The sequence below is a fragment of the Algoriphagus sp. NBT04N3 genome (genome assembly GCF_019443765.1).
In the GTDB taxonomy this organism is placed as follows: domain Bacteria; phylum Bacteroidota; class Bacteroidia; order Cytophagales; family Cyclobacteriaceae; genus Algoriphagus; species Algoriphagus ornithinivorans.
Map to the genome: position 1 here is coordinate 2,839,595 of NZ_CP048415.1, position 12,622 is coordinate 2,852,216.

The following is a 12,622-nucleotide window of genomic DNA, read 5'->3' on the forward strand; positions in this document are numbered from 1 at the left end:
GATTTTATATTCTACTTTAAATAACATAACCCTTTCAGGTCATCCGTATAATACAGGTCATAGATGCCTTTTTTTGGTTCAATGCAAATCTCAGTCTTTTCATCATACGAGTAACATTCAACCCCTTCTTTATCATATGCAGGACTTTTAACATCAAGATAGTTTACAGGTTTTAACTTAACGCCATTAATTACAGGTACATTTTCTCTTCTCGACTTCAATTCAAGGTCATAATACTTTCCGACAACTATCTTTTTGCAATTGTCTCTCGATAGACCTTCTTTCCCAACAACTATTTTATAAAGACTGTCCTGTTTTTGGGCATATATGATATGCCAGGAGTTCTTGCTCTTTATTTTCTTAATCAGGTAACCTGGTTCTTCCTTTTGGCCTTGAGCTATTCCTTTTGGCGTTGAGCAAGAAAGAAGTGTCAGTACCGAACAGATGCACAGTAGTATCTTCATAACTATTTCAATTCTTGGATGACAACCTTATTACCTTTCTTATCCTTGACATACCAGTCAGCACGTTGTACACCTGGCGGATAAACATTCCCCGGCAACATTTGCATTTCATTGCCCGATGCATCATAAATCCTTTCTAATACTGGGCCCGACTGCCTGGTCGCTTTCTGATGAGCTTTATTGTAAACTGAGCCCTTTTGATTTGAAGCCGGTGATGACACACCTTTCTTCTGCGAGATTAATGCGCCTTGATAAGCCTCGGTAACTTCGTGTAGCATATCTGCTCCAGGCTTTCCGTGGGCAGTGCTCATCTTCCCTAAAACACCTGGGTTTACTTCCTGTTCCGCTACAACGGTATTTCCGCCTTCTCCTTTTGTTACAGTATTCCCGGCAAATGCACCGCCAATGTATAAATCACCGGATGATGTTGTAGTAGTATTTTCTGCATTCACATTTACAACAATTGAGCTATTGTCTATTGCATTGGCAAGTTGTTGAGCATCTTTAGAAAGTTTGCCATCACCACTTTGAGTATAGGTAACTTTGCCATTTGCATCCATTGATAGGTTAAGTTGTCCTTGTACTGAGGCTTGCAATTCATTAAAAGCTGCTTGACTTTCCGAACCTTTAATAATTACATCCCAAGGTGCCCTACCGTCTGGGTCGATGAATCGAATTGGGTTATTGAAGCTAAAACTATATGGCGACCAGCTTGGGAACTGTGCTGCCAAGGGGTCAACACTTAAAAACCCCTGTACGCTTTTTTGCTCCACTGCTGCCGTCCTATACACGACTTTTAGCGGGGTTTCAAAAGCTTGGTTATATGTCAGTTTCAGGCAACCCATTAACGACAAAGATAATAATTTTCACCTTACTTTTTTCTTTCATCTGAACAAAGCCCCGCCAGGGATTTGAAGCCGTTCCGTTCACTGCGTGGCATTCATTTGAAAAAAAAAATAGATAATTTCTGTCTTTTTTGTTTTTCCATAGTATTTATAATAAAGTTTAAAAATATGACACACAATTTTGATTACAAGAGTATTTGGGATGCTTTCACCCTTGCAGCCAGTCCTGTTGCTGCAGAAGGAGCATTTGATTCAGTAAGAGCTTCACTGGATGAAGGTCACCGGGTAAAGGTTATTATGGAAGAAGGTCAAAAGCCTTTGGAGTTTACTAAGAGGGATGATTTTGAGCAATGGGTAATAGAGCTTAAAAGCAAGTTTTAACCCCCTTTAATAAACATTTCCACAAAGAAAAAAACAGAAAAAAAAGAAAGCCATCCTTTCAAGTGTAGGGATGCAAAAAAGCAAGGGCGGTGAGGAACGAGCCGTTTATATACCCTTGCTTTTTTGTCAGCCCGGAACTTTCCTTTGCTTTTCTTTTTGTTGTGTTTTTGGTCGGTTCGTGCGGTTGGTGGGGCTAACAACTCGTGACCGCAGGGAACACCGCTAAAAGGGTGGCGGGGTGTGTGGAGCAAGTGCGGCAAAGAAGTTTTTACCTTTAAAAATCAACTCCTTAAAACTTCTTTATCGCTCTTGCCTTTCTGCCGTATGCCGTGTAAAGACAAAGGGTTTCGGGTCGGCTCTGAGCGGTGGCAACCCTTTGGCTTTTCTCGGCTCAGGCATACTTTCCTACCTGCCGGAGGCTCTGCCATTGTCTGACCGGAGGGGTGGCATAAAACAAACAAAAAATAAATGCCCCCTTTGTTTCGGGATACCGCTTTTCCGGGTGGGGAGCGTGGGCAAAAGGCTGATTACAGGCTGGCTTGCAGTGGCTATTTGGGCTTGTCCCCTTGAACATAAAATGAATTATGGTACAGCTTTGGTTTTGTGCGGTGGGCTTTGAGCGGCTGTACCATAATGGAAGCGATTTTATGTTAAATAGCTTACCCCGTTTTTTTCTGGCATAAGCGGAACGGTGGTGGTGGTTGGAGTGAAGCGTCTTTTTGTTGCTGTGTTTTGCGTTGGGACAGGCTCTTTATTTTTCATTTGACCTTTAAAAATCAACTCTTTCAAATGAAAAAATAATGTGCCTGTTAGCGTGGGCAACACAGCCACAAAAAGTATGACAGAAAAAACGGGGGCACTGCAAGCCAAGTCTGTAATGGCCTTTTGAGCGTTGGCGGGTGGGTCATTAAATCATCCCGAACGAAGGGGGCATTTATTTTTACCGCCGCTTTTTTTTCGTCCGTTCATTGTAAAGGATGCAGTCTTTCGATTGCTGATTTAAGTTCTTCTAATCCTGTTTGTTTGTAGGCTTCCGTACTGGCTGCCCTTCTGTGTCCTGCAAACTCCTGGACTATTCTAACGTCATTGTTTTCTTTGAGCAAATGAGCAATTACGGACTGTCTTATTTTGAACGGGATTAACTTTTCAAGCTCGTTCCTGTCCCGATTGATCATTCGGTTTATCCCGCCTGCCCATAGCTGTAAACCTTCGTCACCAAGCAAAAATAATCCTTCCGTTTACTTGGTTTCTGTCTCCTTTGATAGCGTTTGTAATCGTGCTTTAAATAGTTGTGGAACAACAGTATTTGATTGGGTTTTAAACTCAATGTCCTGCCTTTGTTCTTTACATTGGATTTGATTTTTATGGTTCCGTTTTCAAGGTCGATATCGCTTGTTTGGAGTTGGGATATTTCAAGGACTGTCAACGCCTGGTAAATGAGCAGACTAATGATGATTTTATCCCTGTTCTGATTGTCCGGTTTTTTGCTTTGGTGGGTTTCGTAAAGTTCTTCCAATACTTCCTTTGGGTAAAGGCTTTCTACTTGGATGGCTCGGTTTATCTGGTCTTTCAGGTATAAATATCTACACGGGTGGTCGTTCCGCTTTCCTGTGGCCACTAAATACCGATAGTAGATTTTGATGGCAAACAGGTTGTTTCTTAGTGTTTTGGGGTGTAAGCCCTGTTCCCGCAAAAGTCCGATATAGTCCAAAACGTCCGTATAAGTTCCTTTCTCTGCTTTGTCTCCCATTGCCAAGATGTAGCGGTCAATCATATTTTCGTAACCGTCTATACTGGTTCTGCTGTACTCTTTTTCTAAAAACTCTTTCAGTTTCATTTTATCAACTCTTTTAACTGTTCTTTACTGATGTGGGTATAGATTTGGGTTGTTTCAAGCTGTGAGTGTCCTAAAAACATCCTGACTTGTTCTACTGCTATTCCCTGCTCTAAAAGATGGGTGGCTATCGAGTGCCGTAAACTGTGTATGGTAATCTGCTTTTCTTTGATGGCTTCATTTCCGGTTCTCTCAATAATGGCTTTCAGGTATTTGTTGTAGGTGTGTGTTCGCATCCGTCCGCCCCTGGAGTGAAGCATAAAGGAGTTTTGATTGAGCTTATAATCCCGTCCTTTGGTCAGCTCGTCCCTTTCGTTGTAAAAATAATTTGCAAGGTCATTCACTACTCCGTTTGACAGGGTACAACCCGCCTTTTGTTGCCTTTTCCTTCCGGCACTATCAGTATCTTTTCCCTTAGCCTTATATCTTCTACATTGCATTTTACAAGCTCTCCAACCCTTAAACCACATCCATAGGCAAGGCTTAATATTGCCCGCTCCTGTGCGGTTTCTGTGGCCTGGTAAAGCTGTTTGATTTCGTCCTGGTCTAATACGGTTCTTTCTTCACTGCCTTTGGGATAAGGAAAGTTGAGCGTACTGCAGGGATTCGTTTGTATTTGTCCGCTTCTTAAAAGCATTTCAAACAGATCCCGGATAATCCGCATATGGCTATGGGTTGTTTTTTGGCTCAATGCCCCTCCGTCTTTTTTACTTGGCCGTGAACTGATGTAACTGTAATAACGGTTGATTTCAGGGGCTTGGATTTGGGCAATGCTCAACAGTCCTTGCCTTTCCAACCACTCCAAAAACTCGTTCAGGTAATTGAACCTTGCTTTGTTGCTCTTGCGTGTATAGCCCAACCGCTTTTGATAGGTAAAGAACTGTTCTGCCAATTTCCGGTAATCTTCGCTTACCACTATGATGTTTGAAGGTCTTCCCATATATACACACTTTTCGGAACAGGGAACAATCGGGGTATTTCTAACCTAAAAACATTGATTTAAAAGCACTTAACTTTAAAAAGATTGTTCCATTATTGTTCCGTATTGTTCCTTTCTTGGTTTATAGTCCTGCGATTTGGTTCATTAAATCATCCTTTATCTGTGTTCTTACTTTGGCGTAGTTGTCCCAATAATCCACTTTGTAGCACACTTTCCGTTGGTTTCCCGAGTACTTGGCCGTGATGTATTCCATCTCCTGCAGGTGGTTAAAAAATCGGCTGCACTGGGCTTTGCTGATGTTGAGCATTTGCCTGATTTCCCGTTGGGTAAATTCCTGTTCTTTGTCCTTCAAGTGGGATTTTAAGCGTTCAAAAAACTGCCTTAGTGAGCCGTCTAATTCATCTACTTTCAGCACGATACTTTCAAAGAGGATTTCACAAGCGGTCTGCAGGTCTTCGGTTTCAGTGATTAACCGCCCTTGTTTGTCCTGTTTTCTCTGGTATTGGTTGAGTAAGGTGATTTGCTTTACAAAGCTTTGATAGAGTTCGTTTAAGCGTCTAATCTTGTGGGCTGATTCGGGTAATTGTATTTTGTTGGCGTAAGGGTTAATGACTTCATAGGGCTTGAGTAAGCGGATGCAGTTCTGGACGAAGGTCGTCACCCTTTTTTGTTCTTCTTTGTCTACTAAACCTGCAGATACTTCGTTTTGATAGCGGATGATTTTTAAAGTCTGTTCTTTGCTTTCATCTACTGCAATCAGGAATGAACGGCTGATGTTGTCTTCATAAATTTCTCCTTTGGTGGTACAGGCAAGGGATGCAATAGGCCCTCTTACGGTTCTTTCCCCACCGCTTATTTTTCCGCTTGCATCTTTAATACTGGTGGATGTCCGTAGTATATCGTTGCTCTGCAGCTCTCTTACTGCCAACTGTGCATCTTCTTTCAGCCCGTCCAAGTCTTCAAAACATATCAGCTTGTTGACAAAAAATATTCGTCCTGGTTGTAAAAACTGTTGTCCGTTACTCGGGTGTATCGCTTTACATCTTCATCAGGCATCAGATGGCTGATGATCTTTAACAACCTGGTCTTTCCGCTTCCTGAACTGCCCTGTATCAATGCGTGCAGGGTGTCGTTCATTTTGTAAGAGCTTGCGATTACAAACAATAAAATGCGGTTGGTTTCTTCTCCTGTTATCCCTGCTTTCCCGATGAGTTTGTTTATTCGTTGCACGAGTTTTTCAGCTTTCAGGAACTCGATACATTTGGTGGCCGTGGCTGCCGGCACTTGTATTTTGCTTTCCTGCCTTCCGTTGGCTTTGAACTGTTGTTTATCTCTGTACTGTTCTAAAAGGCTTGTGAGTTGCATTAAATCGGCTTCTATGGCGTCTTTCCGCAGTCCTAATTTTCCCGCTATGAGTTTGCAGGAGCTTTCTACTTGCTTGTATTCGTACAGGTCGAGTTTTAATGTAATGCTGCTTGCTTCTGCTATGGTCTGTACCGTGGTTTTCAGGCTGTCCGGCTGGTCTGTCCTAAAGCCTTTGATTTGGTAACCAGCTTCATTGCCTTTGTATTTGAGATTGTAGGGGTTGTTGGTGTCAAGTCCGGTTATCGGTGCTTTGGGTTGTTCTGATTTTTCTTTTTCATCTGATAACAATTGAGTTATTTCCTTTCCCTTCGGGGATTCTTCAGATGAAAATAAAAAGTTCACTTCCTTTCTTGTTTCTATTAAGTGGGTCAAGATTTCAGGGCTGTGGCCTTGCAAAAGGCTGTTTACATCTTCATTCTCCGGAACGGCTGCACTGGTAACTTTAAGATTTGGATATTCACTTTTCAGCATTGGGGCATACTTGGCCACTGCCTTGTTTCCCGGTTCGTCTCCGTTCAAAAAGAAGATGATTTCTTTCAGGTGTTTCAGCTTGCGGATGGCTGTTTGGTGTTCCTCTGTCAGTCCGTTGGTTCCGTACAGGCTTAATATTTCGTACTTGCTTTTGATTTCTTCCTGTTGTAACAAACTGGCTGCATCAATGATGCTTTCGGTCAATATCAGTTTTGGGTGTCCGCTTTGGGATAGCTTGGATAAAGTCCGCTTCTATCCCGAGATAAAAATGCCGTTGCTCTTTGTCGCTTAATGTGCTTCTAAAATATAGCCCTGTGATTTCGTGGTTTGGGTTTCTTAGGCAAAGACAATGCACCATTTACCAAAAGGCTTGTATGCGGTTTCGCCTGTCCTTGATTTCAGCCCCAAGTCCAACAATATCCCATATTTCAGACAGTCGTTTATCAGGCTTTCATCTTTCCTTGCTCCGTGGTGGAACTGCCCTGCATTGTAACCGATTTCGAGTTGCTTATGGTCAAGATTACGACTCTCGATGTATTCCCTTGCAGGTTTGGAGTTATGCACCGCATTTTTGAAGTAGGTAAACATCCGCTCCAAAAACATTGCTTTCTCGTTCGCCTGCTTTGGTGCTGTGGTTTGGGTTGTGACTGCTCCCGGATTGATGATACTTTCCGCTTTCTTGATTGCTTCGTGCTTTGTGCATTTCTCGTAGTACAGTATGAAGTCGATTACATCAATGGCCTTGCCGTGGGTATTGCAGTTGGTGGAGAAGCAATAGGCCGTCTGGGTTTTGTAGTACAGTTGCAAGCTTGGGGTTTTGTCGTTGTGGAACGGGCACTTTAAACGGTTCTGCTTGTCGGCTTTCAACCCGTAATGCTGCAGGAGCATTGCAAGGGTGAGCCGCTGTTTGATTTCCTGTATCTCCATAGTCAAAAATTTATGTGTGTTTTTTGATACAGGGCAAAAGTATCAATAAAGTATCATTTAGACAACAGTAAGTGTATCAATTTATATCATACTGGCGTTATTAGTGCGTTTTTGATAACTTTGCAAGAAAAGAACAGCAATGAAGCACATTGGTAAGACTATAAAGAGCATCCGGGAAGAAAAAGGACTGACGCAACAGCAAATTGCCGAACTGGTCAATATGCACCGCTCCAATTATTCAAGGGTAGAGGCTGGCGACAGGGATCTGTCTTTGGATGCCGTGAACAAAATCGCCAGGTATTTCGGAATGACCATTGATGAACTGGTCAACTTTGACGGCAACATCCCCGATGAAGTGACCATTGAAGATAAAAGCCTGATGGAACAGGTAAAACTGATTGCTGAACTCGAACCTGAAGAAAAAAATATGGTATTTAAAATGATTGATACTTTCCTGACCAAAAAAGTTCAAGGACTTCTTTCAAAAGAACGTGGTTGCTCTATAAAATCAAAAACCCGGTAAGTCCGGGCTTTTGATTTTATATTCTACTTTAAATAACATAACCCTTTCAGGTCATCCGTATAATACAGGTCATAGATGCCTTTTTTTGGTTCAATGCAAATCTCAGTCTTTTCATCATACGAGTAACATTCAACCCCTTCTTTATCATATGCAGGACTTTTAACATCAAGATAGTTTACAGGTTTTAACTTAACGCCATTAATTACAGGTACATTTTCTCTTCTCGACTTCAATTCAAGGTCATAATACTTTCCGACAACTATCTTTTTGCAATTGTCTCTCGATAGACCTTCTTTCCCAACAACTATTTTATAAAGACTGTCCTGTTTTTGGGCATATATGATATGCCAGGAGTTCTTGCTCTTTATTTTCTTAATCAGGTAACCTGGTTCTTCCTTTTGGCCTTGAGCTATTCCTTTTGGCGTTGAGCAAGAAAGAAGTGTCAGTACCGAACAGATGCACAGTAGTATCTTCATAACTATTTCAATTCTTGGATGACAACCTTATTACCTTTCTTATCCTTGACATACCAGTCAGCACGTTGTACACCTGGCGGATAAACATTCCCCGGCAACATTTGCATTTCATTGCCCGATGCATCATAAATCCTTTCTAATACTGGGCCCGACTGCCTGGTCGCTTTCTGATGAGCTTTATTGTAAACTGAGCCCTTTTGATTTGAAGCCGGTGATGACACACCTTTCTTCTGCGAGATTAATGCGCCTTGATAAGCCTCGGTAACTTCGTGTAGCATATCTGCTCCAGGCTTTCCGTGGGCAGTGCTCATCTTCCCTAAAACACCTGGGTTTACTTCCTGTTCCGCTACAACGGTATTTCCGCCTTCTCCTTTTGTTACAGTATTCCCGGCAAATGCACCGCCAATGTATAAATCACCGGATGATGTTGTAGTAGTATTTTCTGCATTCACATTTACAACAATTGAGCTATTGTCTATTGCATTGGCAAGTTGTTGAGCATCTTTAGAAAGTTTGCCATCACCACTTTGAGTATAGGTAACTTTGCCATTTGCATCCATTGATAGGTTAAGTTGTCCTTGTACTGAGGCTTGCAATTCATTAAAAGCTGCTTGACTTTCCGAACCTTTAATAATTACATCCCAAGGTGCCCTACCGTCTGGGTCGATGAATCGAATTGGGTTATTGAAGCTAAAACTATATGGCGACCAGCTTGGGAACTGTGCTGCCAAGGGGTCAACAACGCTCCACCTGCCTATCGCAGGGTCATAGCCTCTGGCACCATAGTCGTAGATGTTCAGGTTGAGATCGTCGACATATTCCTTGCCGTTGTAGAGGTAACGGTATACTCCCGCGCAACCTTTTTCCGGCTCTTCCCAACTCCCCCCACTCACTTTTAAAGAACGTCATGCACTCCCGGCACACTCCCATAAAGATAGTTTTTTCTTTCATCTGAAGATGTTTTCAGTTGAAAAAAGAAGAGGGAACTTTCATGATAGCCCCAGTAAAACATCATCCCAAAAGAAAAAAGGAAAAAAAAAGAAAGCCTTCAATCTGGCGGGTATGGCAAAAAGCAAGGGAGCCGGGCGGTTTAAGGTGCGGCTGTTCTGCGGGCGGTTAAATAGCCCTGTGGACTTGCTTTTTGACGGTGGGCAGGCCTCGTGCGACCCGCCTAACTTTGCTCACTTTTTTATTGTTTTTTTATGGTGTTCGCGAACCTCACTTTGGTCGGTTTGCCTCTTCTTTTTTGTTGTTTTTTTCCTGCACCCAACCTGCTTTCGGAGATCTGTCCCGGCATTGTGGGTTGGGAAAGCCCCCTTGATCGGGGGTTGGGGGTGATTTTTTGGGCGGCCGGCCTTTTTGTGCGTTGGCTCGCGGGCCGCCTGCGGGTGCCGCCGACAGCCTGACAGGGAAAACGACCGTAGGAAGTGACTGGCAGTGAGCGGCTCTTAAGATACCACTTTGCCTTTCAAAAGGTCATCTTGGGAGCTGCGGTCTGTCGGTGGCCAGCAGGCCCGCCTTAACCCCGGCTGTGGGTGGATGTATGGTGGCTGAACGCATCCGCCTCAGGCGGAGAAGTGAAGCGGCCTAAGCAGACACTGGAACAGCCGTGAGGAAGAGGAAGGAGCGCAAAAGACATGACAGGCTGCGAGGCACAAGCACCCGAAGGGCGGCATGTGGGCTGAGGCACGAAGCTTACCTGACGGGCTGGCGTGGCTTTTTGCCGGATGACGAGGACGAACACCGCTTAACCTGTGAACGTTGTGGTTACCGCAAACCTCCCCTCGGAACGGTTTCCCATTCCTGCAAAAAACAATCAGGCAGGCTCTTTGTCGACCCTAAACCGGATCGCTTCGGCAACAAAGTTGTTCAGGGAGGTCTTGGCCTCCATCGCCAATAAAGCTGCTCTTTGGTGCAAGGTAGCCGATATCCTTACATTGAAGCTCCCTTTGAACGGCTTCTCGGGAGACTTGCCCTCTTCTTTACAATCTGCCAGATAAGCATCTACAGCCTCCCTAAAATCCTCTTCCAGATGTTTCCCTGTCTCTCCTTCGTAGGAGATCAGACCTCTGATTCCCAACACTTTTCCATAGAGCAGACTATCCTGAGGACTGTACTCAATGCTGCCCGTATAACCTTTGTATTCCAGATATTTCATAATTCCAATAGTTCTCTGACCTGTTTCATTTGGTATTGCTTCATAATCCCGCTTGGATGGGGTTTGTGCAGCATGACAGGAACCCCTTCACCGTTCTCGAATTTCACCCTCGAACCGGAGGTCTTTCCTTTCTTTACTTCCTCAAAACCAAAGTATCCTAGCAGTTTCACCATCTCGTCATAATGAAAGTCGGATGGCATGCCCAAAAACCTGGCGATCAGTTTTTCCTTCTTAGACATAAACTCAAAGTAACTGTATTTAGTTGCATTTTCCAAACTTTTTAACCCTACCCCAGCGGGTGGTGTTTCTGTACCGCCGCCTTCAGTTCCTCCAATCCCGTCTGCCTGTACCGCTCCGTCGAACTCGGGTTTTTGTGCCCCGCGAACACCTGGACTACCCTCAGGTCTTTTCCTCTTTCAGCAGGTTGGCGATCACGCTCTGCCGGATGGTCTGGGCGTTCAGTTTCCTGTCAGGGAACAGATCCCGGAAGGTTTCCACCAGGTAGTTGATGTCATCCGCCCTGATGGCCTTCCCCCGGATGTTCAGGATCAGTCTTTCCGTTTCTTCTTTTTGTATTTCTGGTCGGATTTCGTGGATGTAGCGGTAAAAAAGCATGATCTGTTTGGGCTTCATCTTCAGGGTTCTCGGTAAAGTTTTCGCCATACCCCTGCTGTGGACTGTCCCGGCTTCCAGATCAATATCCTGTAACCGCAACTGTTCTGTTTCCTTTAGCCGTAACCCCTGGTAGATCAGCAGACTGACAACAACCTGGTTTCTGGTTCTTACGGCTTCATAGCGTTCCTTCCTTTCCATCAGCTGTTCCAGTTCAGTTGAAGAAAAAAGGTCTTGTAATTGGATATCCTGCCCTTTGGCATCCCTCAGCCTCAAAAACCTGCAGGGGTGGTCTTCCCGCCTTCCGGTATGCAGCAGCCAGCTGTGCCAGGATTTTGCCCCGTACAGCATCCTGTTGACCGTCCTTGGGTTTTGGTGTCTCTTCCTCAGGTAGTCCACGTACTGCAGTATGTCCTGGTAGATGGCTTTTTCTGCCCTCTCCTCTGTCATATAATCCAGATAGATCCGGATGTCACGAAGGTAGATCTTCGCCGTCTCCGGGGTATGCCTTTCCAGCAGGTATTCCTTCAGCTCTCTCTCCCTCAACATAGCTGTTCGTTCAGGTATTGTTTGCTGATTCTGGTGTAGATCTGCGTGGTTTCCAGGTGGCGATGGCCCAGAAAGTCCCTGACCTGCTCGATGCCCAGCCCGCCTTCCAGCAGATGCGTGGCGATACTGTGCCGCAGGCAGTGAAGGCCGATCCTGTCCATAAAGCCCGCCTGTTCCGCTAGGTACCTGAGTCTCTTCCAGTAGGCGCCGCCCCGTATCCTGTTTCCCCGGTTGTTGAGCATAAAAGCTTTCAGGCTGTCGGAGGTAGATCCATTTCTGTAGGATTCACGTTCATGCAGATAGTAATCCTTCAGGTCTTGGGTTACCTGCACGCCCATCGGTACCACCCTTCTTTTTCCTCCCTTACCGGAACGCACGTACAGCAGTCCTCCTTTAAAATGGATGTCGGATATATCCAGCTTTTCAGCCTCCGACCTTCTCAGTCCACAGCCGTAAAACAGGCTTAGTATGGCCCGGTCCTTCAGAGTCTCACAGGCTCCGTACAGGGCTTTGATCTCTTCGGTGCTCAACACCTTTCTGGGTGGATGTTCCGGCTTGGGGAAGCTCAGTGACCCGAAGGGATTGCTGTTTAGGTTGCCGCTGGACTGTCCGTAGTTCATAAAGGTTTTCAGGGCATACAGGTGGTGGCTGACCATGCTCTCACTCAGGGATCCGCCCCTTTGGCTCGGTCTTGTCTTCAGGTACTCCCAGTGATCAAGGATATGGCCGGACGTGATGCTATCAAGCCCATGGATACCCAGGCCTTCCATCCGGTAAAAAAACTCCCGCAAACAGGAAGGAAGGGCTTCCCGGCTCCCTTTGTTGTAACCCGTACGCTCCAGGTACTGCCTATAGTCCAGCAACAGGTCACGGTATGCTTTGTTGTATATCGGTAGGTGTTTCATGACAGTGTTGATTGTTTTTTAAGGGTGTCATGGAATGCTGCGCATTTCATCGTCGTAGGTGTTTTTATTGAAGGGGCTTGCGTTTTCCCGGGTCACGGGTCGCCAGCCTGATTCAGGGCCATTTTCAGCCTTTTGAAGCTTCAGAGGCAGATTCTAGCGACCCAAAACGGCT

General features: G+C 44.9%; 17 protein-coding genes. 2 read left to right on the forward strand and 15 right to left on the reverse strand.

Annotated features, from left to right (window positions below; translation table 11 throughout):
• Window positions 1–11: 11 nt before the first annotated feature.
• Together GYM62_RS12255 and GYM62_RS12260 are read right to left on the reverse strand one after the other, a co-directional pair.
• Complete coding sequence (locus GYM62_RS12255; protein WP_219956616.1) at window positions 12–464, reverse strand: hypothetical protein; 453 nt, start codon at window positions 462–464, stop codon at window positions 12–14.
• 2 nt (window positions 465–466) lie between these two features.
• On the reverse strand, window positions 467–1,318 hold the full coding sequence (locus GYM62_RS12260) for a hypothetical protein (protein ID WP_219956617.1): 852 nt from the start codon (window positions 1,316–1,318) through the stop codon (window positions 467–469).
• A 159-nt stretch (window positions 1,319–1,477) separates the two neighbouring features.
• Here GYM62_RS12260 and GYM62_RS12265 point away from each other — a divergent pair, with 159 nt between their 5' ends.
• Window positions 1,478–1,690 (forward strand): hypothetical protein, encoded by a 213-nt coding sequence (locus tag GYM62_RS12265; RefSeq protein WP_219956611.1) that lies wholly within the window; start codon window positions 1,478–1,480, stop codon window positions 1,688–1,690.
• Window positions 1,691–2,655: 965 nt separating this feature from the next.
• On the opposite strand, the gene GYM62_RS12270 is transcribed toward GYM62_RS12265, so the two are convergent.
• The 7 genes from GYM62_RS12270 to GYM62_RS12300 form a co-directional block, all read right to left on the reverse strand.
• Window positions 2,656–2,865: a tyrosine-type recombinase/integrase gene (locus GYM62_RS12270; RefSeq protein WP_219956618.1), complete on the reverse strand. Its 210-nt coding sequence runs from the start codon at window positions 2,863–2,865 to the stop codon at window positions 2,656–2,658.
• Window positions 2,866–2,870: 5 nt separating this feature from the next.
• Window positions 2,871–3,527 (reverse strand): phage integrase N-terminal SAM-like domain-containing protein, encoded by a 657-nt coding sequence (locus tag GYM62_RS12275; protein ID WP_219956619.1) that lies wholly within the window; start codon window positions 3,525–3,527, stop codon window positions 2,871–2,873.
• Window positions 3,524–3,868: a tyrosine-type recombinase/integrase gene (locus tag GYM62_RS12280; RefSeq protein ID WP_255590370.1), complete on the reverse strand. Its 345-nt coding sequence runs from the start codon at window positions 3,866–3,868 to the stop codon at window positions 3,524–3,526. Before GYM62_RS12280 ends, GYM62_RS12275 begins: the two co-directional genes overlap by 4 nt.
• The gene (locus tag GYM62_RS12285) at window positions 3,868–4,464 is read right to left on the reverse strand and encodes a tyrosine-type recombinase/integrase (protein WP_219956621.1); all 597 of its coding nucleotides are present in this window, start codon (window positions 4,462–4,464) and stop codon (window positions 3,868–3,870) included. Before GYM62_RS12285 ends, GYM62_RS12280 begins: the two co-directional genes overlap by 1 nt.
• 121 nt (window positions 4,465–4,585) lie before the next feature.
• Window positions 4,586–5,419, reverse strand: coding sequence for a hypothetical protein (locus tag GYM62_RS12290; protein ID WP_219956622.1), 834 nt, complete (start codon window positions 5,417–5,419; stop codon window positions 4,586–4,588).
• A 14-nt stretch (window positions 5,420–5,433) separates the two neighbouring features.
• The gene (locus tag GYM62_RS12295; protein ID WP_219956623.1) at window positions 5,434–6,504 is read right to left on the reverse strand and encodes a toprim domain-containing protein; all 1,071 of its coding nucleotides are present in this window, start codon (window positions 6,502–6,504) and stop codon (window positions 5,434–5,436) included.
• A 132-nt stretch (window positions 6,505–6,636) separates the two neighbouring features.
• Window positions 6,637–7,227, reverse strand: coding sequence for a CHC2 zinc finger domain-containing protein (locus GYM62_RS12300; RefSeq protein WP_219956624.1), 591 nt, complete (start codon window positions 7,225–7,227; stop codon window positions 6,637–6,639).
• A gap of 139 nt (window positions 7,228–7,366) precedes the next feature.
• On the opposite strand from GYM62_RS12300, the gene GYM62_RS12305 reads away from it, so the two are divergent.
• Window positions 7,367–7,750, forward strand: a complete 384-nt coding sequence (locus GYM62_RS12305) for a helix-turn-helix domain-containing protein (protein ID WP_255590371.1) — start codon at window positions 7,367–7,369, stop codon at window positions 7,748–7,750.
• A 23-nt stretch (window positions 7,751–7,773) separates the two neighbouring features.
• Here GYM62_RS12305 and GYM62_RS12310 read toward each other — a convergent pair whose 3' ends face one another.
• The 6 genes from GYM62_RS12310 to GYM62_RS12335 form a co-directional block, all read right to left on the reverse strand.
• Window positions 7,774–8,226 (reverse strand): hypothetical protein, encoded by a 453-nt coding sequence (locus tag GYM62_RS12310; protein ID WP_219956616.1) that lies wholly within the window; start codon window positions 8,224–8,226, stop codon window positions 7,774–7,776.
• Between the two features lie 2 nt (window positions 8,227–8,228).
• Window positions 8,229–9,119, reverse strand: coding sequence for an RHS repeat domain-containing protein (locus GYM62_RS12315; protein ID WP_219956625.1), 891 nt, complete (start codon window positions 9,117–9,119; stop codon window positions 8,229–8,231).
• A gap of 923 nt (window positions 9,120–10,042) precedes the next feature.
• A complete protein-coding gene (locus GYM62_RS12320; RefSeq protein ID WP_219956626.1) occupies window positions 10,043–10,384 on the reverse strand; it encodes a type II toxin-antitoxin system HicB family antitoxin in 342 nt (113 codons plus the stop codon).
• Window positions 10,381–10,623 (reverse strand): type II toxin-antitoxin system HicA family toxin, encoded by a 243-nt coding sequence (locus GYM62_RS12325; protein ID WP_219956627.1) that lies wholly within the window; start codon window positions 10,621–10,623, stop codon window positions 10,381–10,383. The genes GYM62_RS12320 and GYM62_RS12325 overlap by 4 nt, the downstream gene beginning before the upstream one ends.
• A gap of 160 nt (window positions 10,624–10,783) precedes the next feature.
• Complete coding sequence (locus GYM62_RS12330; protein ID WP_255590372.1) at window positions 10,784–11,545, reverse strand: tyrosine-type recombinase/integrase; 762 nt, start codon at window positions 11,543–11,545, stop codon at window positions 10,784–10,786.
• A complete protein-coding gene (locus tag GYM62_RS12335) occupies window positions 11,539–12,450 on the reverse strand; it encodes a tyrosine-type recombinase/integrase (protein WP_219956628.1) in 912 nt (303 codons plus the stop codon). The genes GYM62_RS12330 and GYM62_RS12335 overlap by 7 nt, the downstream gene beginning before the upstream one ends.
• Window positions 12,451–12,622: the final 172 nt, after the last annotated feature.

Bases quoted from the DNA above. Each gene is read 5' to 3' on its own strand.
- GYM62_RS12255 (WP_219956616.1), bottom strand. From the start codon at position 464: ATGAAGATACTACTGTGCATCTGTTCGGTACTGACACTTCTTTCTTGC.
- GYM62_RS12265 (WP_219956611.1), top strand. From the start codon at position 1,478: ATGACACACAATTTTGATTACAAGAGTATTTGGGATGCTTTCACCCTT.
- GYM62_RS12270 (WP_219956618.1), bottom strand. From the start codon at position 2,865: ATGATCAATCGGGACAGGAACGAGCTTGAAAAGTTAATCCCGTTCAAA.
- GYM62_RS12275 (WP_219956619.1), bottom strand. From the start codon at position 3,527: ATGAAACTGAAAGAGTTTTTAGAAAAAGAGTACAGCAGAACCAGTATA.
- GYM62_RS12285 (WP_219956621.1), bottom strand. From the start codon at position 4,464: ATGGGAAGACCTTCAAACATCATAGTGGTAAGCGAAGATTACCGGAAA.
- GYM62_RS12300 (WP_219956624.1), bottom strand. From the start codon at position 7,227: ATGGAGATACAGGAAATCAAACAGCGGCTCACCCTTGCAATGCTCCTG.
- GYM62_RS12305 (WP_255590371.1), top strand. From the start codon at position 7,367: ATGAAGCACATTGGTAAGACTATAAAGAGCATCCGGGAAGAAAAAGGA.
- GYM62_RS12310 (WP_219956616.1), bottom strand. From the start codon at position 8,226: ATGAAGATACTACTGTGCATCTGTTCGGTACTGACACTTCTTTCTTGC.
- GYM62_RS12320 (WP_219956626.1), bottom strand. From the start codon at position 10,384: ATGAAATATCTGGAATACAAAGGTTATACGGGCAGCATTGAGTACAGT.
- GYM62_RS12325 (WP_219956627.1), bottom strand. From the start codon at position 10,623: ATGTCTAAGAAGGAAAAACTGATCGCCAGGTTTTTGGGCATGCCATCC.
- GYM62_RS12330 (WP_255590372.1), bottom strand. From the start codon at position 11,545: ATGTTGAGGGAGAGAGAGCTGAAGGAATACCTGCTGGAAAGGCATACC.
- GYM62_RS12335 (WP_219956628.1), bottom strand. From the start codon at position 12,450: ATGAAACACCTACCGATATACAACAAAGCATACCGTGACCTGTTGCTG.